13 protein-coding genes and 1 pseudogene are annotated in these 20,242 nt (G+C 58.5%); 8 read left to right on the forward strand and 6 right to left on the reverse strand.

Translation table 11 applies throughout. The features are described from left to right. Positions 1-87: 87 nt before the first annotated feature. Positions 88-1,749 (reverse strand): alkaline phosphatase PafA, encoded by a 1,662-nt coding sequence (gene pafA, locus DES53_RS10355; protein WP_113958196.1) that lies wholly within the window; start codon positions 1,747-1,749, stop codon positions 88-90. Positions 1,750-1,901: 152 nt separating this feature from the next. Next, on the reverse strand, positions 1,902-2,912 hold the full coding sequence (locus DES53_RS10360) for a hypothetical protein (RefSeq protein WP_113958197.1): 1,011 nt from the start codon (positions 2,910-2,912) through the stop codon (positions 1,902-1,904). A gap of 191 nt (positions 2,913-3,103) precedes the next feature. Between DES53_RS10360 and DES53_RS10365 the strand changes: the two genes are divergently transcribed. Both DES53_RS10365 and DES53_RS10370 read left to right on the forward strand, forming a co-directional pair. After that, positions 3,104-6,739, forward strand: a complete 3,636-nt coding sequence (locus tag DES53_RS10365) for a DUF1800 family protein (RefSeq protein ID WP_113958198.1) — start codon at positions 3,104-3,106, stop codon at positions 6,737-6,739. A gap of 32 nt (positions 6,740-6,771) precedes the next feature. Next, positions 6,772-8,400 (forward strand): DUF1501 domain-containing protein, encoded by a 1,629-nt coding sequence (locus tag DES53_RS10370; RefSeq protein WP_113958199.1) that lies wholly within the window; start codon positions 6,772-6,774, stop codon positions 8,398-8,400. 93 nt (positions 8,401-8,493) lie between these two features. Here the strand turns inward: DES53_RS10370 and DES53_RS10375 are convergent, their stop codons facing one another. Then, the gene (locus DES53_RS10375; protein ID WP_113958200.1) at positions 8,494-10,557 is read right to left on the reverse strand and encodes an FAD-dependent oxidoreductase; all 2,064 of its coding nucleotides are present in this window, start codon (positions 10,555-10,557) and stop codon (positions 8,494-8,496) included. A gap of 183 nt (positions 10,558-10,740) precedes the next feature. On the opposite strand from DES53_RS10375, the gene DES53_RS10380 reads away from it, so the two are divergent. Then, a complete protein-coding gene (locus DES53_RS10380) occupies positions 10,741-11,685 on the forward strand; it encodes a metallophosphoesterase (protein ID WP_113958201.1) in 945 nt (314 codons plus the stop codon). Between the two features lie 5 nt (positions 11,686-11,690). Here DES53_RS10380 and DES53_RS10385 read toward each other — a convergent pair whose 3' ends face one another. Beyond that, positions 11,691-13,067, reverse strand: coding sequence for a dicarboxylate/amino acid:cation symporter (locus tag DES53_RS10385; protein ID WP_113958202.1), 1,377 nt, complete (start codon positions 13,065-13,067; stop codon positions 11,691-11,693). A gap of 155 nt (positions 13,068-13,222) precedes the next feature. Between DES53_RS10385 and DES53_RS10390 the strand changes: the two genes are divergently transcribed. Further along, the gene (locus tag DES53_RS10390; protein WP_113958203.1) at positions 13,223-14,227 is read left to right on the forward strand and encodes a lipoprotein N-acyltransferase Lnb domain-containing protein; all 1,005 of its coding nucleotides are present in this window, start codon (positions 13,223-13,225) and stop codon (positions 14,225-14,227) included. Positions 14,228-14,255: 28 nt separating this feature from the next. On the opposite strand, the gene DES53_RS10395 is transcribed toward DES53_RS10390, so the two are convergent. Then, the gene (locus DES53_RS10395) at positions 14,256-15,122 is read right to left on the reverse strand and encodes a hypothetical protein (protein WP_113958204.1); all 867 of its coding nucleotides are present in this window, start codon (positions 15,120-15,122) and stop codon (positions 14,256-14,258) included. Between the two features lie 207 nt (positions 15,123-15,329). On the opposite strand from DES53_RS10395, the gene DES53_RS10400 reads away from it, so the two are divergent. Beyond that, the gene (locus DES53_RS10400; RefSeq protein ID WP_113958205.1) at positions 15,330-16,601 is read left to right on the forward strand and encodes an ABC transporter substrate-binding protein; all 1,272 of its coding nucleotides are present in this window, start codon (positions 15,330-15,332) and stop codon (positions 16,599-16,601) included. Positions 16,602-16,818: 217 nt separating this feature from the next. On the opposite strand, the gene DES53_RS34040 is transcribed toward DES53_RS10400, so the two are convergent. Beyond that, positions 16,819-17,139, reverse strand: coding sequence for an Imm74 family immunity protein (locus tag DES53_RS34040; protein WP_113958206.1), 321 nt, complete (start codon positions 17,137-17,139; stop codon positions 16,819-16,821). A 740-nt stretch (positions 17,140-17,879) separates the two neighbouring features. Between DES53_RS34040 and vccB the strand changes: the two genes are divergently transcribed. From vccB to vccD, 3 genes and pseudogenes are all read left to right on the forward strand, one after another. Further along, positions 17,880-18,410, forward strand: a complete 531-nt coding sequence (vccB, locus tag DES53_RS10410) for a Verru_Chthon cassette protein B (protein ID WP_170157002.1) — start codon at positions 17,880-17,882, stop codon at positions 18,408-18,410. A gap of 67 nt (positions 18,411-18,477) precedes the next feature. Then, positions 18,478-19,506 (forward strand): annotated as a pseudogene (gene vccC / locus DES53_RS10415) (Verru_Chthon cassette protein C); the annotation flags it as partial. A gap of 40 nt (positions 19,507-19,546) precedes the next feature. Continuing rightward, positions 19,547-20,242: a Verru_Chthon cassette protein D gene (gene vccD, locus DES53_RS10420; protein WP_113958209.1), complete on the forward strand. Its 696-nt coding sequence runs from the start codon at positions 19,547-19,549 to the stop codon at positions 20,240-20,242.

The raw sequence follows: 20,242 nt of genomic DNA on the forward strand, positions 1-20,242 counted from the left end.
ACACTCCACAGAAAAAGCGGCAACCGAAATCGCCGCTCCTTCTGGTGCTCACTGTCGCACCGATCACCGCATGCCGCTGCACCGAGGTTACCGCTCGAGCACTTCCACAATCGACTCGCCCACGCAGCCGCTGGGCATCTGGATGCGTAGCAGATTTGCCACGGTGGGAGCAATGTCCTGCATGTGCACCACTCTTGCGGAGGAGCCGTGTTTGACTCCCCAGCCCATGAAGAGCAGCGGAATGTGCGTGTCATAGGGATTCCACGCACCATGTGTGGTGCCCGTCTTGCCGGTGCGCATCCATCCGCTGTTGAGGATGACCTGGAGCGCGCCGACGCGACGCGAATTGTATCCATTGACGATCATCGTCTTGAGAGGCTCGGGCACCGTTGCCTCACCCGCACGGGACGTGTCCACCACAAACAGTACGCCGGGAAACTGGCGCAGAACATCAGCAGCGATGGTTTTGATACGCTCGAAATCCGCAGCCGCCTCTTCGATCTTCTTCATGTCAAAGCTGATCGTGGAGTTATCCACGCCGAGGATCACCTTCTCGATGCCGGTGGCCTTCTGCACTTTTTCATTCACCAGCTTCACGGCGTCGGTCACATTGAAATCCCCCGCCGGCAGCTTGTGCTCCTGCATGAAGCCGATGTTGTGCGCCACGGCATGGTCCGCCGTGAGAAACACGAGATAGTTCCCCTTCCCCACCTTTCCATCGAGGAAGGCGAAGAAGCTCTCCAAGTCGCGATCAAGGCGGTAATACACATCTTCGATTTCGAGGGAGTTCGGACCATACTTGTGGCCCACGTAGTCCGTGGAAGCGCAGTTGATGGTGAGGAAGTCGGTGTCCGTTCCCTGTCCAAGCTGATGTCCCTCCACGGCCGCCTGCGCGCAAAGCAGCGTGAGCGTGTTGCCGAAGGGCGTGGTGCGAATGACCTCCTTCTTCAGCCGGTACGCCGCCGCGATTTCATGGGGAAACACAGGCGCGGTTTCTTTGCCACTCTTGCCTTCCCACGGCACATCATCTGGCGAGCTCTGGGTGTATTTGTCTAGCGGCTGCGCCAGATGCCAGTCACCCTTCACCAACTCGGCGCCGACGTTGCGACCATTAAAATCCGTGAGCCACTGCGGAGCCTCCTTCATGTAGTAGGTGCTTGAGACGAAGCCGCCAGAGAGATCGTCAAACCAATAGGCCGCAGTAGCGGAGTGTCCGGCAGGGAGGATGGCCGCACGATCCTTGAGCGAGACGCCCACGACTTTCGAGCGGAAATTCGTCGCGAGGCGGAGCTCATCCGTGACAGTCGTGACCAGCAGATTGCGTGGCGACATCTTCCCCTCATCCGACTGGCTGCCGATGGTGGTGACGGTCTCGTCTTCCACGCAGTACACATTCTTTCCCGTTGCTTGATCACGCCAGTCGTTCCCTGTGATGCCGTGAATGGCCGGCACGGAACCGGTGAAGACCGTCGCATGTCCTACCGCCGTGGCGGAAGGCAGATGATTGATGAAGGTGCTGTCACAGGTAAATCCCTCGCCCAGCATCCGCTTGAATCCGCCCTCACCGAACTGATGGCTGAAGCGATGCAGGTAGTCCCACCGCATCTGGTCAATCGCAATGCCGACCACGAGCTTGGGCCGGGCAGCAGTGTTGGGTGCGGCACCCTTCGGCCCTTCCTGGCCAGGCAAGGAGACACTGTGGGCAAGACATAGGACTGAGAACGCGGTGAAGACTTTCAGAGAAGACATGAGGGGAAAGGAAACGTGAACACGCGGCGAATCCTTCCCAGAGGATGCGGGAGAAGTCAACGGACGGCGGGAAAGCAGGATACACCTGCACCACCACCGTGCGCACGCGGCCCATGACGCGTGTGTTGCACGCCATGGAACTTCCTGCCTCCTCACAATCCATTGTAGATCGTCGAGGGAACCATTTTCAAGGTTCCGGCGGCCCCACGACGTTCCAGGGAGAAGGCGGAAGGAATCACAGTAGCCCCCTTGTCCGTGTTCCCCTGTCCGACCTGCTTCCAACCCGCAGTGAACGAACCGACGGCATTTGTGTAGTAGTATTGCCCCCACCCTCCCGTGCCGTTGGGCAGCCACAGGACGTCACCCGTCGTTTCCGACCCACGCAGCACATAGTTATGCAGACCGCTATTGCTGAGCGTGGATCCTACCGGGTAATTCGTATTCACATCAGTATACACCCCGCTCGATGAGTTGACTGCATAAAAGAACGTGGGGCTCGCCCTCAAGGCTCCCGCGAACTTGATGCTCAGATCAGTGAAGTGGTTCCTCTGGATCCAGATGCCATCGACGTGATAGATGGGAATCGTGGCGGCATTGGCTGTCGTGTTTCCGATTTCACGCCAGCCGCTCACCGCACTGGAGTAGAAAACGTACCGATAATTTCCGGCACCATCGGGAATGTACACGAGATCCGCATTACCTGTCCAGGTGGTGGCTGGGCTGGGCTTGAGCCCGGCCTGATTTGCCGTGCCAAAGAGCGTGGCCGCATTGTGCGCCGCACGCACCACGTACGTATCCCCCACTGCGGAGAGGGCTGACAGATTGTCCTCCGTTGTGAGCACGCGCTGCGCGACGCTCGCTATCGGACTCGCCACCCCTCGATTGGTGCCACTCATAATCTCCACCCAGAGATTGCCATGCCCCGCCAGCGCGACAAGGAAGTCCACGTTGTTGTCCGTGATTGAGTTCGCAGCCTCAGCATCAATTTTCCCAGACGCCAGGATGGGCCGGACAAAGTTGACCCCGACAAGCGATGTCGTCCAGGCGCGCGCCGTGACCGAGTGAAAGCCTGCCAGTCTGGAGTTGGTATTGGCAGGAACTTGCCCGGAAGCGACAGTGGCGCACGCGAGGGCAGCGGAAGCGATGAGGTGCAGTTTATTCATAATATTAGAATAAAGCTGCCGCGAAGAATAACGGGTTATGCAACAGCGCGTCCATCACAAAACCATGCATCATTCTTCACTTAGAATGCGCTAAGCAGATTGCTGATTGATGGACTTTCACAAAGTTGTCAGCCTCGGCGCAAATTGGCTCCGCCGCCTGTTGAAGCAAACAAAGCAAAACAAAAAGCGTCATGACTCGCCCCTCACTCTCCGGTTTATTGGGTGTCACTACGGCCTTGGGACTGGCCGTTTCCTCCGTGCAAGCCTCCACGGATTTCAACAACGATGGGTACGACGACGTCTGGCAGCATCGCTTCTCCGTCACGGTATCGAGTTTCCCTCTTGCCAGCGACTATGATGGTGACGGATACACCAACCAGGCGGAGAGCGTCGCGGGCACCGACCCACGAAACTCCCTCGACTGCCTGAACATCACCGACGCAGTCCTTTCCGGGTCCAACATCCAGCTGTCACTCAAGACGCTCACCGGGAAATTGTACACCTTGGAGAGCAGTGCCGCGCCAAACGGGCCAACGTGGACAGCAGAAGGAAGTGCAATCACAGGCAATGGGTCCACACAGACGTTCACCGTAGCCTCAGGCACGGGCTCGAAGTACTACCGTGTGCGGGCCGCAGACAAGGACACAGACGGCGATGGTGTGTCTGATTGGGCAGAAGCATTGATGGGAACCAATCCCTCTCTGGCGAACTCACCGAGCAATGCCTCGGGAGGCGTTGCCAGCGACAGTGAAGTCATCCGCAGTATGATGTCTTTTACGACGAGCGTGATCACCGCCAACGCGTACGAGAAGGAAAGCATCAATGCCCGCATCCGGCTCACCAGAACCTACGGCACGATGCCGCTGACGTTGAGCATGACCGGGTCGGGAAACACGGTGGCTACAAAAGGCTCCGCCGATCCAAGCGACTACACCTTCAAGAATGGATCTGGAGCGGCGATCTCCAGCACCTTCACCGTTCCCAGCGGAGCGACGACCTTCGATCTGCAGGTGGTCCCGGTATTGGATAGCCTGAACGAGGTACCCGAAATGCGACGCTTCACTTTCCGGCGGATTTCCGGCAGCGTGACTACACCAATTGGCGCCACCCAGTCGATTCACGTCCGCGATGCCACCAACACAGCCGCGAACCGAAGGCTGTTCGTCGCCTATCTGGGCCGTGAAGGAGGCGCCATCACCACTGCCACCGGTCTGGCCACGCTGCTGCTCAATGGAGACAACACCGTGGGTGAGGTGAACTCCACCTTCAGCAACCTGACCTCCGCCCAGAGTGCCTCACACCTGCATGCCGCACCAGCCACGGATTCACAGGCGAGTGGCCCGATTGTGGAAAGCCTGCCTCTGGGCCAGGTCACAAGCCACCTCTATGACGTGCAGGCGGAAGCGGTGGCCTCATGGGCAACCGACCAGGCGGCACTCAACGCGTTATTCAGCGGCTATATCTATATCAACGTCCACACCTCCAACTACGGCAGCGGTGAGATCCGCGGGAACCTCACCTTGAGTTCCGGTTCCACGGAGCCGCCCACACCGCCTGCTCCGCCGACCTACGGAAGCCCACAGTGGCCAGCCCTTGCGGGTGCGGAGTTGGATCGGGACATTGTGCGCTTCTTGAGCCAGGCGACGTTCGGCGCCACACCGGAAAGCATCCAGGAGGTGAAGAGCCTTATCGCAGCCAATGGAAACAACGCCATCTCAGGCTACACCGCCTGGATCAACCGGCAGATGAACCTGACGCAGACCCCGTCACCCTCGCTGACAAAGCTGGTGCAGGCTGCCGATATTGAGGAATTCATCCTGCGCAATAACAAGCCCATCAATGCGGGCAATGATCCGCAGTTCGGAGGTTCATCCTTCTCGTGGAATGGCACGAGCCGCACCTGGGTGGCCAGCACGATCCACAACAACAACTACCCCGTGCAGAACAACCGGCGCCGCGAGTGGTGGACACTGGTGCTCCAGAGCCAGGACCAGCTCCGCCAGCGCATGGCCCTTGCCCTCAGTGAAATCGTGGTGGTCTCCGAGAACGACGGCACGGTACGCAACTATCACTACGGCCTCTCCCAATACTGGGACATGCTCGCCCAAAATGCCTTTGGCAACTACCGCACCATTCTTGAGGAGGTGACCTACCACCCCATCATGGGCATCTATCTGAGCCACCTGAAGAATCAGAAGGCCACAGGCACCATCAGCCCGGATGAGAACTATGCGCGTGAAATCATGCAGCTCTTCTCCATCGGCCTGGTGCAACGCCACCTTGATGGAAGCCTCAAGCTTGGCACCAATGGACTGCCCGTCTCCACCTATGACCAGACAGACATCACTGAGCTGGCCCGGGTGATGACCGGCCTGAGCTTTGGCCAGCGTCACGCGAGCGTCACCGGCACGCCCACCTACCCCAACCCCTCCACCCAGCAGATTGGGACTCTCGGGGATAATACCAGCTTCTTCCAGGGAAACGGGGTCCGCTTCTGGCAGGGACAGTGGATGAACCGCATGAAGATGTTTGACGCGTACCACGACTTCAACGCCAAGGTGCTGTTCAACGGAAAGATTGGCCAGAAGAACATCCCGGCACGCACCAACAACACCACTCCGGAATCTGAAGGCAATGCAGACGTGACGGATGCGCTGAACGCACTGGCAGGCAATCCTTCGGCGAGCTCGTATGACGGCCACCCCAATACGCCGGTGTTCATCGCGCGCCTGTTGATTCAGCGATTCACCACGTCGAATCCCAGCTCGGGCTACCTCCATCGCGTCGCCACCAAGTACAAAGATACGAAGGGAAATCTCGGTGAAGTCATCAAGAGCATCTTGCTGGACTATGAGGCCCGGACTCTTTCCATTGCGGAGAATACTGTCACCGCCGGCAAGGGCAAGGAGCCCATCCTTCACTTCGCAGCGATGATGCGCGCCCTGAAGTGCTACACCGGAACGCCGCTCGTGAATCTGACGACCATGCCCGTCACTTTCACGACCACCCAATCCCCGATAACCACTCCCTATGAGATGGCGGAGTACAGCAAGTTCCCGGCGAATTCCGTACGGTTCAGGTTCTTCGACACGCAGTCATCCGTCATGCAGTCACCGCAACGTCCACCGAGTGTCTTCAACTGGTTCCTGCCGGATTATGTGGTCCCGGGTCCGCTGGCGGCAGCCGGACTGGTAGCGCCGGAGCTGCAGGTGGCCACCGAATCCAATGTGGTGAACGTGATCAACGCGCACTACAATATCATCTTCGCCTCCTATCCACCCACGGCGAAGTCCGGCCGAGGCCTGGATGACTATGTGAATATCTCGCAATACCAGACGGGAGCCGGGGTGCAGCTGGCGGTGCCGCAATACGGCGTGGACAAGGGTTACTTCTCGGCCACGCAATTCAACACGGCGACCGGCCAGCCCAATGATATCAACAACCAGAAGGACAACCTCATTCCCAAGTGGGACGAATGGATCGCGCTCTACACCACGACCTACACGACCACGCTCACTGCACAGTACGCGCCAAATCCGGTGCCTGCCACCCCCGGCACCACCCAGAAGCAGGCCGCTCACGCGGAAGCGGTGAAGGTCATTGTGGACCAATGTGACGCCCTCCTGTCCTCGGGCTATCTGAAGGCAAAATTCGGCAGCAGCGCGTCGGCCAATCCGCGGAAGGCCATCATCGATGGGCTGAACCTCATCGCCGCCAACAATCGTCACACCTCTGATGCGACGAACTTCACCAATGATGCGCGAACCCGGTGCCGGAACGCCCTCTACCTGGTGGTTACCACCCCGCAGGCCCTCGTCCTCAAATAACCATCACTCCGCACCCCTCACCTCTTCTTCGTATGAACCTCGTCTTTCGTCGTAAGAACGGTCCCAGCCGCCGTCAGTTCCTTGTGCAAACCGGCTGCTCCGCGATGGGTATCACCAGCATGGTGAATACCCTGGCGCATCTCAAGCTGATGCAGGGCGCGCTGAATGCCCAGAGTCCGGGTAGTGGCTACCGTGCGCTGGTATGCGTGTTCCTGAATGGAGGCAATGACTCCAACAACATGCTCATTCCCTACAGCGGCACCGCGCGTACGGACTACCAGAATGGCCGTGGTATGCTCACCATTCCCACGAACAATGCGAATGCTGCACTGAACGTGCTCCCCATCAATGCCACCAATGTCGCCGCCTGCGATCCACTGGGAGGATATCTGGGCACCTTTGGAGTGCATCCCAAGCTGACCCACATCAAGACGCTATTCGATGCGGGGGACGCCGCTTTCATCTCGGGGGTGGGCACCCTGACCTATCCCGGCATTACTCGTGCGTCCTACCCCACGGCCCCGAAGCCGCCCCAGCTCTACTCCCACTCGGACCAGCAAGTGCAGTGGCAGAGCTCGATTCCTGACCGTCCCTTCACGAGCGGATGGGGCGGCCGCATTGCGGACCTGCTCGATCCTGTCCATAATCCCAGCAGTGGCAATGCGTCCATGTCTGTCTCCATCGCCGGGGTGAACAGCTTCCAGGTGAGCCCCACCGGTGTGGTTGCGCCCTATGTGATGACCAGCAGCGGTGTCGTCAGCTTCGCCGGCTATGGCACCAACTACGCCAGCGCAGTCACCAATCCCGGCATCCTCTTCCAGGCCAGCAACTACAAGACCGGTGAGCAGGGACGTCGCCTGCAGGCGTTCGAGAACATCCTGCAGATGACCCACGCGAGCCTCATGGAGAATGCCTACAATGGCGTGGCCATGAATGCACGCATGACGGAAGGCATGGTGGGCTCTGCCCTGCAGGTCACGGCGGGCTCCACGTCCACCACCTCGACGCTGGACTCCTATTTCACCAATGCCTTTGCCGGGTCAGGCTACAATGTGAACAACGACTTCACCAACCAGATGAAGCTGGTGGCACGGCTCATCGCAGGTCGTGCCGCGCTGGGGAACAACCGGCAGATATTCTTCGTTCAGCAAGGTGGATACGACACGCACATCGCCCAAATTCCTTCGGGTAGCAACACCGCCGGTCACACCGGCCTGATGAACAATCTCAACTGCACGCTCAAAGGCTTCGCAGATGCGCTCAAGGGAGCAGAGGTGGGCAATATGTGGGACAACGTCACCGCCTTCACCGCGTCCGACTTCACACGCACCTTTACCGCAAACAAGACGGACGCCACCGCGGGGAGTGACCACGCGTGGGGCGGACACGCCCTGGTGATGGGTGGCTCCGTGAAAGGAGCCCGTGTCTACGGTAAATTCCCCGTGCTGAAACTCGGCAATAGTGGCGACCCAAACACCATCGACGCCACCGGCAGCAGTGGCCGCTGGATTCCCAGCATCTCAGTGGATCAATATGCCTCCGTGCTTGCCCGCTGGCTGGGCGTGGGTGATTCCGCCCTGGACGACATCTTCCCGAACCTCAGCCGGTTTGTGACGATTCCGAACATCATCTCAGGAAACATGGACTTCCTCAGCGCCTGACCCCTGCCGCACGGAGGGGATTTCGTGCGGACAGGAGTTGCGGTCTGTTGAATTGGAACTTCCCTCGTCGGGATGGTGCGGCCTCGTGCCGCATCATTCCTTCTGCTTCAGAAGCTGCAGGGCATCCATGATGACAAAACCCTCCGTGCCCTTGTTGCTGATCTGAATGACCGTTTCCACATCGCGATCGAGCTGCACTGAGCCCACGCTGCGGAAGGCCTCGCCGGAGGGAAGCGGCTTGGTCTGATCCACGAAAATCTCCACCTTGTGCTCTCCGCTCTGGATGGTCACCGGCACCTTGGCGGCTCTCGTTTCATGGGGAGAGTAGGCCATGCGCACTTCATAGCGGCCGGACTCTGGAGCCTTGAAACGGAAGATCGCCACCGAGTTGCCATCGGCGCGCCGATCATCATGGAGATAGCCCGTGCCGATATGCGGCTTGAAGTTGGCGGTGCGGCCCCACTCACCCTTCAGTTCCGCCCTCTCATCATCGAGCACGATGCCGGGCAGGCTCTTGGGGTCGATGCTCACCGCCCCCTTGGGCTCCGGAGGCAGTGGTGGGAGCACTGGCAGTGCCAGCACCTGCTTCTGCGCCAGCAACCGCTCGCGCAGCGCGGGATACTCAAGACGCTGGACGGGCGCACCTTGCTTCGCACTCATTGACGCAGCGATGCCCGCACTCTGGCCGAGAATCATCCACGTGGGCTCCACACGGATGGAGGAGATGGCGACGTGTGTGCAGGACAGTGCCACAGGCACCAGCAGGTTATCGCACTCCTCCGCTTTTGGCAGGATGGCGCGATACGGGATGTGATAGGGAAATCCATTCCTGCGACCGGCCATACGCACGGGGAAGATGGTGCCTTCATTCACGACTCCGTCCGCCGTGGCGACACGCTGGCAATCATGGGAATCAATCGGGAAGGAGGAAACCACAATGGGGTCCTCCTTCGCGGGCTCATCCATGATGTCCTTCTGGCTCACCACATACATGCCCTTCATGCGCCTGCCCTCACGCACATAGAGCTGGGGGGACCAGTGGCCGTAGTTTGCGAATTCATCCTTGCTCAATCCATACTCGGCAAGCTCACGGCGCAGGTGCTCCGGCACGGCTGCATCCGTAGTGAGGAAGTGATAGAGCTCCAGTGTGTACTGCTTGTGGGCTTCCCAGATTTTTGCCCGCCCTTCCTCATCTGCCTCGCTCCATCCATTGCATGCGCCCACGAGACCCATGGAGAATTGCTTCCCGATGCCGTTGTTCGCATCCACCTTGTTGCCTGGCAGCGGGTACAGATCCCACAGCAGATGCGGCCTCCTTTCCTGGAGGTAATAACGGCGCACCACTTCGAAGCGCGCAGGGTCATAGTTCGCCGGTTTGGGGAATGGCACGCGGTTCGCAGGGTCCTTGGTCAGGCAGAGCCGGAAGCTGTAGACCATCACATTCTTGTCTCCTTCGTCCTCCGCGCCAGCGTCCGTGGTGGTGACGAGCGGCAGCGGGCGACCTGAGGCATCCAGTCCTGAGATGGCCATCTTTGCCTTGGGATACTGCTTGCCCGCAAACGACTCGTTGTATTCTTTCCGCCCCTCACGGCCAATCGTCCAGCTCACACCTGCCTGAGCCATGAGGTCGCCTTCATAAGTCGCATCCACGTAGACCTTCGCAGCGAAATCGCCATCCGTGGTCGCCAGCTGCTTGATGCGGGCTCCGTCCTTGGTCACACTCTTCAGCACGCGTTTCGTCAGCACCTTCACCCCGGCTTCATCGAGCATTTGTTTGGTGACTCTCGCCGCCACGTGAGGTTCGTAGGTCCACTTCGCGCTATCTTTCACGCTGACCTGATAAGGCAGTGTGACTCCACGCTGCTGGTAGTCCTTTTCCACACGCAGATGCCACTCATCAAACAACCCCATCACCGTGGACCGCACGGTCTGATTGGAATCGCTGAAGCTCAGCCCGCCCGTATTCACTCCACCGACATGATCTGTGGGTTCCAGCAGGATGACTGAGGAACCTTCACGTGCTGCAGCGATGGCTGCGCAGAAACCTCCGGGCGTGGAGCCGTAGACAATCACATCCGACTCTGTGGCGGCGAACAGCGGCAGGCCCAGCGCACAGAGGGCTGGCGCGAAGCGTGAGAAAGCGGAAAGGCGAATCATTCCCACCACAAGGCAGATGAGAACATTCCTTGTCAAGCCGGAGAGTCTCTACGCACGCTTCTTATTCAGGGCGATGACAGGATCCACTTACGATTACGACACCTTGAAACGTCCCGGTCAGTAGTCACGTCTTATCCCAATCCCATTTTCTCCCAATCGGTTCCGATTCACACCCCGCACGCCATGCCCATCCATGTTGACTCCTGCTCCCGTCGTCATTTCCTGAGCACCTCCGCCCTGCTGGGCGGCGGCCTGTTGACACGCTTCTCTTTGGGAGCGGCTGCGGATGGCGACCCTGAATCCTACGCGCTCCTCTCAGACACCCACATCTCCGCTGACCCTGCAAAGGTCCTGCGTGAAACCCATCTCTGCGACAACCTGAAGGCAGTCGTGGCTGAGGTGAAGGGCAGGCCCAAACGCGCAGCCGCTGTGTTCCTGAGCGGAGACGCGGCACTGAATGACGGACAGCCAGGCGACTACGAGCAGCTCCTCACACAACTCTCACCCCTGCTGGGTGAAGGAGCCCCGCCTCTTCACATCGGCCTGGGCAACCACGATGATCGCGCCAACTTCCGTGCCATCGTGAAGCCACGGGGCCCTGCCACCATCGAAAGCAAGCACGTGGCCCTGGTGGAGGGACGTGACGTGAACTGGTTCCTGGTGGACACACTCCGCTTCACCAACAAGGTCGAAGGCGAACTGGGCGAAGAACAGCGCCAGTGGCTGAACGCCGCCCTGAAGGCGCACGCGGACAAGCCAGCAATCGTGGTGGGCCATCACAATCCCCAGTTCCCACCCGCAGCGCAGGCTGAAAATGCAGAGGCCACCCAGGTAAAGCATACCGGCATCGTGGACACCGAACTCTTTGTGTCCCTGCTCGAATCCCATCGCCACGTGAAGGCCTACATCTACGGGCACACGCACAACTGGTCACACCAGCGACGCGAGTCAGGCCTGCACTTCATCAACCTGCCACCCGTTGCCTACGTGTTCGACAAGGCCCGGCCGAATGGCTGGGTCGAAGTGACCACGACTCCAGGCAAAGCCGTCTTCAAACTGCACGCGCTGAGCAAGACGCATCCCGAAGAAGGCGCCACAGTGGAGCTGGCGCTGGGACCAACCAGCTAAAGACTCTACACGCCTTCCGTCGAGGATCCGCTCCCCTTCGCTGCCCCATCCCCATTTTCACCGAGCGGAGCGGCATTGGCCTCGCGCTTGTGCAGTAGCACTGCTTTCAGCTGTTCACCCGTCACTTCATTTTCCCAACGGCTGATGGCGACGGTCGCGACGCCATTTCCCACGAGGTTCGTGAGCGCACGGCATTCACTCATGAAGCGGTCAATGCCAACGAGCAATGCGAGTGAGGCCATGGGCACCGTGGGCACTGCGGAGAGTGTGGCGGCCAGTGTGATGAACCCGGCACCCGTGACACCGCTGGCACCCTTGGAGGAAATCATGGCCACCAGCAACAGGCTGATTTGCTGGCCAACGCTCAGCGGGGTGTTCGTGGCCTGTGCGAGGAAGATGGCCGCCATGGTCATGTAGATATTCGTCCCATCCAGATTGAAGCTGTACCCAGTGGGTATCACAAAACCAACCGTGGACTCGGCGCAGCCCAGGCGCCGCATCTTCTCCATCATGCCCGGCAGCGCTGTTTCCGATGAGCTGGTACCGAGGACCAAAAGCAACTCCTCCTTGATGAAGGCAATGAATCGGAAAATAGAAAAGCCACACCACCATGCGATGGAGCCGAGGACCACGATGACAAACACGATGGCCGTGGTGTAAAAAGCCATCATCAGGGAGAAGAGCTTCTGCAGAGAGCCGATGCCGTGACTCCCCACCGTATAGGCCATGGCTCCGAAGGCGGCGAGCGGCGCCACCTTCACAATGATGTGCATGATGCCGAAGAAAATCTTCTCCCCATGGGCAAGCGCCCGGAGAATGGGCCGTCCTTTCTCACCAAGAGCGGCCACCGCAAAAGCGGTGAGAGTGGCAACCAGCAGCACCTGTAGCAAATCTCCGCTCGCGAACGCATCAAAGTACGAACGCGGAATCATGTTCAGGAAAAAGTCCGTGGTGGAGGCCGCGTGCGAAGCCTTCTCCGCGTAGCCCTGGCCGACACTCGCGTCCAGTTTGGTCACATCGATGTTGAATCCCGCGCCGGGCTTCCAGACGTTCACCACCAGCAGGCCGATCAAGAGAGCGATGGTAGAGACGACCTCAAAGTAGACGAGTGCCTTCACCCCGATGCGCCCGAGCCTTTTCAGGTCTCCCATGGAGGCGACACCGTGGACGACGGTGCAGAAGATGATGGGTGCGATGATCATCTTCACCAGCTTGATGAAGCCATCGCCAAGCGGCTTCAGCGCCTTGCCGGATTCCGGGAAGAAATAGCCGGTGAGAATCCCCAGGAACACTCCAAGCAACACCTGGATATACAGAATCCGGTACCACGGCTTGCGAGGTGGCACGGTGGCGTTTGGGGCGGGTGCAGAGATGGCGTTCATTTGCGGGCGCCAGCGATAGCAGGTCTGGATTCTTCGCGCAATCAATGCCTCAGGCCTGCTTCAGACTTCCGGCGCGGACCCGGAACCACCTCCTTCCGTAGGACCAAAGACTCATGGCAGTGCCGGGCTCTCTGGGGTAATGCCCCCTGCACCTTATGAAGCTCCTGTCTCGCGGTCTGTACTGGGTCCTGCGCGTGCTCCTGGCGCTGGTCGCCATCGTTGCCATCCTGTGGGTCACAGGCGCGCTCTTCTATGATTCTCCGTGGCCCGCGCTGCGCAAGCCGCTGGCCATCATTTGGTTCCTCGGCGCGGTGGTGGCATGGTTCTGGATTCGGCCCAGAATGATTTCACGCGTGGTGGTGCTGGTTGCCATGGCCGCAGTGCTGGGATGGTGGCTGACACTCCAGCCTCGCGATGATCGCGACTGGCAGGAATACATGTCCCAGGCCCCCTGGGCGGAGGTGCATGGCGACGTCATCATCCTGCACAACTTCCGCCATACAGCGTACCGCACGTACACGGACTACACACCCCACTGGGAGACCCGCACGGTGAACCTGGCCAAACTCACGGGCATCGACATTGGCATGGATTACTGGGGCTCCGAATGGATTGCCCACCCCGTGGTGAGCTTTCAGTTTTCCGATACTCTACCCGTGGCCTTTTCCATCGAGACCCGCCGGGAGAAGCCGGAGGGCTACTCCGCCATTGGAGGGCTCTACCGGCAGTATGAGCTGCTCTATGTGGTGGGAGATGAGCGCGACCTCTTCGGCATCCGCGCCATCCACAGTCCGAAGAACACGATGTACCTCTACCGCACGAAGACGACGCCTGAAAAGGCACGCGAGCGCTTCATGGAATACATCAATGCGATGAACAAGCTCAAGGAGCATCCACGCTGGTACAATGCCGCAACCACGAACTGTACCACCACAGTGCGCACCCAGCGCCCCATGACGAACCGCACTCCCTGGGACTGGCGCATCCTCTTCAACGGCAAGCTGGACGAGATGATGTATGAACAGAACGCCATCGCCACGGATGGCCTTCCCTTCCCCGAGCTGAAGAAGAGCGCCGCGATCAACGAGGCCGCACGCGCTGTGGGAGACAGTCCGGAGTTCTCACGACTCATCCGGGAATCAAGACCAGGCTTTCAATGAAGGCGGGTGTTGCGCGGGAGCAGCGTCATCAAAACATGACGGAGAACCCCATGAAAACGAGGTCGTTTTCATGCTCGCCGCCGCGCAGGAATTCGACGCCGGTCTCCAGCTCGACCCGCTCACTGAGCTTCACTGCTGGCGTGATGGCGATGGCATGGCGAGTCTCCTTCTCGAACCACATCGCAGCATAACGAAGGTTCAATTCCAGCCACTCGTTGATTTCCCAAGCTACCTCCACCGCCACCGTATCCCTGACAAAGCCGTCGTTATTCTCATAGGCGGCGAAGTGTGTCATATCCGTCAGGCCTACATGTGTCTCCACGCCCTCGGGATTCCTGTTGTAGAAGGAATGGCTGGCCAGAAGCGTCACGGACACCTCGCCAACTTCCCATGTGATCCCGCCGAGTAGCATCAGATGGCGCATGGTTTCCAACTCGTCCGACTCTTCCACCACAGACCTCGCCCGCGCATAGGAAGGGCCGAAGAACACAGACAACGACCGCTCCTCGCCCAGAGCAAACTTCTTCGTGCCCCGCAGACCCGTCCCCACCGCCTGCAATCGCTCCACTTCAGGATAAACAAACCCGAAGACCTCCACTGCCAGTTCACCGGGGAATTCGTAAATCAACTCTGCATTGAAATAGGACACCTCCGTGGCGCCCAGTTCCTCACGCTGGGCGTGGGCTCCCAGACCGAGGTGCAACTCCTCCCCCAGCGCCACCACGGCCCCTAGGCCACCATGCCAGTAGCCATGCCTGCCGATGTAAAGCTCCGACTCGAGCTCTGCATTCTCGGGTTCCTTTCCGCCGGCATGTCCCGGAGCCTCTGCAGCCGGAGAGTGGTGATAGACAAGCCAGGCGAGCACACACAGGAGAGCACGGGCGCGGGTGAGCATCTTGTGGGTTTTTCTAGCAGGGCCGGAGGGAGCGTGGCAAACTTTTCCTAAAGGAATGCTTCCAGCGCTCCATGTCCGTCCATTTGCCTTGACTCCATCAAGCCAAACACCAATTCTTGCCTTTGCTCGACACGCCTAAGTGTGAGGTCACCTTCCAGAGACGGTGAGCGGAAGGACCAACAGATACAACGGTGAGATCCATCTCCCATGAACTCCACGCCTCTCAGGCCCATTATCATATGCAAGGTCGCGATAACCTTCCTCTTCGTCATCTGCATTTCACCCGGGCAGTCTGCAGGTGGATATAAGATTGGCGTGATTCTCGCGACATCCGGTCCGGCCAGCGAAATTGGTCAGCCGGAAGAGAAGATACTCAGGGCACTGATGTCCTATGGAGAACTCCAATCTGGCGCTGGCAGGGTCACGTTGGAGTACCGGGACTCTGAAGGTAAGCCTGAGAGAGCCCTGGAATACCTGGAGCAATTCAGCAAGGACCCAAAAGTTCTCGCCGTCATCGGCCCCAGCACCTCCGGCGAGGCCATACCATTGGCACGCAAGGCCGCAGAGTATCAGCTTCCCCTGCTCGCACTGGCTGCCAGCAAGAAGATCACGCAACATCCCGAAGACCCTTCACGAACCAATCCCTGGGTCTTCCAATTTGCCCAAAACGATGCACTGGCAGCGCAAAAGCTGGTGACGACGCTGGCGTCTCAATCAGGGAGCACACAGAAGATAGCGTTCCTCTATTCCGAGGACGGATTTGGAAAAAGTGGCGCAGAAGTATTCCAGGAGGCAGCGAAGCGCGCATCCGCCATCCAGGTTGAGGACGGAGCCGGAAAGAGTGGTGCAGAAGTTTTCCAGGAGGTGGCGAAGCGCGCATCCGCCATCCAGGTGGCTCACCATGCGAGCTATCCTCCTGACCTGCCCCATCCAGAGGCTGTCATCAACGCCATTCCGAGTGAAGCCTCTGCCGTGGTGCTATGGGGCACCACCCCGGGACCGGCCCTACTGGTGGCGGCCATGCGCAAAACAAAGCCGAATATCCCCATCTATCTCAGTCATGGAAATGCATCACCTGCATTCCTCAAGGCGGTGGGACCGGCGGGAGAAGGAGTCATCCTGATGGGCTCACGCGTGCTGTTGCCTCTCGACGCCAGCAAGGATGGCAGCACCGAAAGGGACAAGGCCATTCATGTCTTCCAGAGGTTTTGGGCCCTGCGATTCGATTCTCCGCCCTCGCATTTCGCCGGGCATGCCAGGGATGCACTGTATTCCGCTTTGCTTGCCATAGAGGCCAGCAGCTCACCCGTTTCCAGAGACCAGATTCTCGCGGCCCTTGAATCACTCGGCACGTTTACCGGCGTCACCGGCAACTTCCGTTTCACTCCCGACGATCACGCAGGCCTGGATCAATCCGCCCTGGAAGTGTTCGTGGTACGCGACGGTCGCTTTGCCATCCTCGATGCGAAGAAGCGCTAGAGTCGGCTGCGCTTTTCCGCACCTTTTTAGCCCAAGGCATCCTCAGAGGATGACCATACGATATCGATATGCGTCGTTGCGCCTTATCTCAATACCACATGAATCTCGGCCACCCTCAATCGTCACCACCACATCCTTCCGCTGTCGTAGGCGCTCCAGAACAGCCTGGCAGCTGATGCCCTCCGCATGGAGGGCGCTCGTCTTCGGCCCGCTCCATTCAATTCCACAGGTCAGGGGAGGAACATGGACACCTTGGCCAGGTAATCACTATGTCATATCCCTGAAACTTGAATGCCGCTCTCACGTTCTCAATTACTCGCTCTCGATCTGCCAGACTAAAAGGTTTGATGTGGTGGGGGGCTTGCCAGTGATTGATGGAGTCCTTGTAAACAACCATGCCGCTTGCCCCGGAAAGCACTTCGGAATCGATGCGGAGTGTTCTTCCTGCTTCGGAATAAAGAATGCCCGTTCTGCCGAGCACCTCCACAGAGAAGCCTTCTGTACTCTTATAGAGATTGGGACGTGGACTGCTAAACATAAGTTTTGGTACCGGCGCAGACGTCGATCGTCACATTGACATAGATCATCCTGGGAATGTAGAGATGACGGAACGAAGCCTGTTTCAGGTCAACTTCGGCTCCAGCAATCAGCAGCACCTACACGTCGCCGCACGCCGATGCAAGTTCTCGCCTATGCTCATGGAACTCCGTCAACCCAATGACGCTTTGAAGCGCTTGCCTCGGAACTACGCAAGCAACACCTCGAGGAAGCTCACAAGCGTCTGCGACTCGCAATTGAACACCGGGATCAGGTTACACCAAACTCGACGCTTTTGCTGACCGAACCTGAACCGAGTTCGTTGGAACCACGACATCCGAACTTTGGATTCACTACAGTGGCAACCAGCCCTCGGTAATGTCGAGCATGGCCTCACCGACGAGGTAGTGGATGACCGAGAAACCGAACTTGCGCCGTTAATCTTGCGCTCCCTGTGGCCAACGATTTTCATGCTGGCCCGTGGGGTTTTGCAGCAGCCCTCTGAGCACAGCCAAGTCGACTCCGAGAGCGGCAAGGAGCGTGAAGAACGGGTACCCACGCACCTCTTCCCAGTACTACCAAAAACTACAAGCGACCACCAATGATTGCTTCGAAAATAGACCTAGACACACATAAGGAATCACCGGTGACAGCTAAAAGGCCGAGTACCCCTTAAGCTGAATACCTATGTAATTACCACGCAATGACATGACAAGGTGGAGGGGTCACTCCCCCGAACCGATGATCACTCCCAAAGCTAACTTCAAGACTGATGGTGGCGCCACACTGGTGGAACTTGTCGTCACAGTTGGCATCTTGGTGACGATGATGGTCCCCGTACTGGGACTCCTCTCGTCTGCCGTCGATACCAGCGGCAAGGCAGCGTCGATGACGATCTCAGCAAGAATTGCATCCCGTCTTGTTGGTGAGGTCCAGCAAGGGGACTGGTCGAGTATTCAGAACTGGAGCAATCGCGAGGTCTTCCTGGACTACCAAGGGCAGGAGTTGAAGGATGTTGGGGAACAGGCCAATGCCGTCTATGCAGCCCGTGTGCAACTAGGACCGCAAACCGGCGTTGTCCTTGGCACGAATAATCCTGCCGGAGCAAATCCATCCCAGAGGAGAGTCGTTGTATTGGTCGCGTCAGGTAGTCCGCTACAGGCGAAGGAACTGCTTGATCAAGCACAGGCTGCACTGGATGCGGGCAAACCCCTTCCCAGGGACGTCCGCATCAGTCGCACACTACTCGTAAACCTCGAAAAAGCCCTCTAGGAGAACCATGCGCACGGGAGGAAATGCACGCTCAAAGACGCGGGCGACAACAGCACCTGACACAGGATTCACTCTCATCGAACTCCTGCTCAGCATCACCATCCTTTCGGTGGTGATGCTTATCACCATGTCCCTTCTGAACGCCTCATTAGGGCAGCTTCGAATCTCGGAGGCGCGGTTCGGCCAATTCAGGGAGGTACAGGCTGCATTCGACACGATGCGCCTTCGCCTCGCAGGCTGTGAGATCAATCCTTTTTATGACTACGAGTACAAGAACGAAGACATGAATTCCGTGCCCATCGGGTACAAGCTCAAATCGGATCTCCATTTTGTCACCGGCCCCGTGATGGCGGGTGAATTTCCACTGCTGATATCAGGAAATCACAACGGACACGGCATCTTCTTCCACGGTACCTTCGGCATGACGAATGAGACTGACTGGAAGGGACTTGGCACCTTGATGAATAGCTGGGGATATTACCTGGAATTCGGAGATGATACGAGCGCCAGGGCTGACTTCTTGAACAGCGAGAATGTTCCCAAGAGATATCGCTATCGCCTGAAGGAGCTCCAGGTTCCAGCGGAGCTGATGCGGACATACGCTGCCAAGCTGAACGCTGGAAGCTCGCGCGAGGACATCTTCGCATGGTTCCGGGATTCCCTGCAGGCTCCTGAAAACGTGCACACAGTGGCGGAGAACATCGCCGCATTTGTTGTCACGCCGCTTGTCCCTGCCGACAGCAGGAATTCCAATGGCGCGCTCATTGGTGAGAATGGATTAGCCCCCACGTATTACTACGACACTCGAAACTACCAGCATGCCAGGACGAACGTTGCAGAGGTCACGCGACACCGCCTGCCACCTCTGCTGAGACTCACGCTCGTCGCGTTGGATGAGGTTTCCGCCACGAAGCTGGAGGAACTTAATGGGCAAAACAAGCCCGACCTTGGAGTCGACTCGCTGTTCGCGGACGCCACCAGGTACAATGAAGACATTCAGTCTCTGGAAGCGCGGCTTCAACAGATGAAGCTCAACTATCGCGTCTTCAGCACCACCGTCCGTCTCAGGAACGCGAGGTGGATCAATACCTATTAGTCCGGCACGTCCGGTCGCGTGCTCAGTCTGTACCGTCGATATGCACTTTCATTTCTCCAGATCCATCAAGGCTCTTCAGCGAGGGCTCTGTGGCCGCCTTCGGGCGCCGGGGTTCACCCTCGTGGAGATCCTGATCGTGATCACCGTCATGTTACTCCTGCTTACCATCGCAGGTACTGGTGCCAGCGGCATGCTCGACACCCTCCGAATGAAGGAAGGCATGGCAACCATGCGCGACACCATGGAGCAGGCGAGACAGGCTGCCATCATCTCAAATCGAGAGGTCATTGTGCGCATCTACAAGACAAGGAATGAATTCGGTGAAGAGTTCTGGCGAGGCCTCGAGCTTGGTGTCATGAAGCTCGTGACAGATCCAGATGCGCCGGGATACGAGAACCCCTCTGCTCCGGGATACAAGCCCAAGTTCGAGCGTGTGCGCGCGGTGGAAAATCTTCCCGGAGGTCTGGCGTTCCATCCTTCACCCAATTATTCCCTACTACTGGACAGCTCGCAGACGGAGCTTGAGAAGGGCCTTGAACAAGGACCCGATGGTGTTCAGCGTGAATACATCAGCTTTAGATTCAGCCCGGATGGCAGCTGCAATCTTCCTACGTCCAGAAAGTGGACCCTCACGCTGTTGAAGGCCTCCGACCTGAAGACAGGATCGCTCCCGCCCAACTACGCAACCATGCAGCTCGATCCCGCAACGGCACGCGTGCGCATCTATCGCCCATAA

Origin of the sequence: Roseimicrobium gellanilyticum (assembly GCF_003315205.1) — a bacterium.
Taxonomy (GTDB): Bacteria; Verrucomicrobiota; Verrucomicrobiia; order Verrucomicrobiales; family Verrucomicrobiaceae; genus Roseimicrobium; species Roseimicrobium gellanilyticum.

What these genes read in the sequence shown, in the direction of transcription:
- pafA (WP_113958196.1), bottom strand. Translation starts at nt 1,749, where the DNA reads ATGTCTTCTCTGAAAGTCTTCACCGCGTTCTCAGTCCTATGTCTTGCC.
- DES53_RS10360 (WP_113958197.1), bottom strand. Translation starts at nt 2,912, where the DNA reads ATGAATAAACTGCACCTCATCGCTTCCGCTGCCCTCGCGTGCGCCACT.
- DES53_RS10365 (WP_113958198.1), top strand. Translation starts at nt 3,104, where the DNA reads ATGACTCGCCCCTCACTCTCCGGTTTATTGGGTGTCACTACGGCCTTG.
- DES53_RS10370 (WP_113958199.1), top strand. Translation starts at nt 6,772, where the DNA reads ATGAACCTCGTCTTTCGTCGTAAGAACGGTCCCAGCCGCCGTCAGTTC.
- DES53_RS10375 (WP_113958200.1), bottom strand. Translation starts at nt 10,557, where the DNA reads ATGATTCGCCTTTCCGCTTTCTCACGCTTCGCGCCAGCCCTCTGTGCG.
- DES53_RS10380 (WP_113958201.1), top strand. Translation starts at nt 10,741, where the DNA reads ATGCCCATCCATGTTGACTCCTGCTCCCGTCGTCATTTCCTGAGCACC.
- DES53_RS10385 (WP_113958202.1), bottom strand. Translation starts at nt 13,067, where the DNA reads ATGAACGCCATCTCTGCACCCGCCCCAAACGCCACCGTGCCACCTCGC.
- DES53_RS10390 (WP_113958203.1), top strand. Translation starts at nt 13,223, where the DNA reads ATGAAGCTCCTGTCTCGCGGTCTGTACTGGGTCCTGCGCGTGCTCCTG.
- DES53_RS10395 (WP_113958204.1), bottom strand. Translation starts at nt 15,122, where the DNA reads ATGCTCACCCGCGCCCGTGCTCTCCTGTGTGTGCTCGCCTGGCTTGTC.
- DES53_RS10400 (WP_113958205.1), top strand. Translation starts at nt 15,330, where the DNA reads ATGAACTCCACGCCTCTCAGGCCCATTATCATATGCAAGGTCGCGATA.
- DES53_RS34040 (WP_113958206.1), bottom strand. Translation starts at nt 17,139, where the DNA reads ATGTTTAGCAGTCCACGTCCCAATCTCTATAAGAGTACAGAAGGCTTC.
- vccB (WP_170157002.1), top strand. Translation starts at nt 17,880, where the DNA reads ATGATCACTCCCAAAGCTAACTTCAAGACTGATGGTGGCGCCACACTG.
- vccD (WP_113958209.1), top strand. Translation starts at nt 19,547, where the DNA reads ATGCACTTTCATTTCTCCAGATCCATCAAGGCTCTTCAGCGAGGGCTC.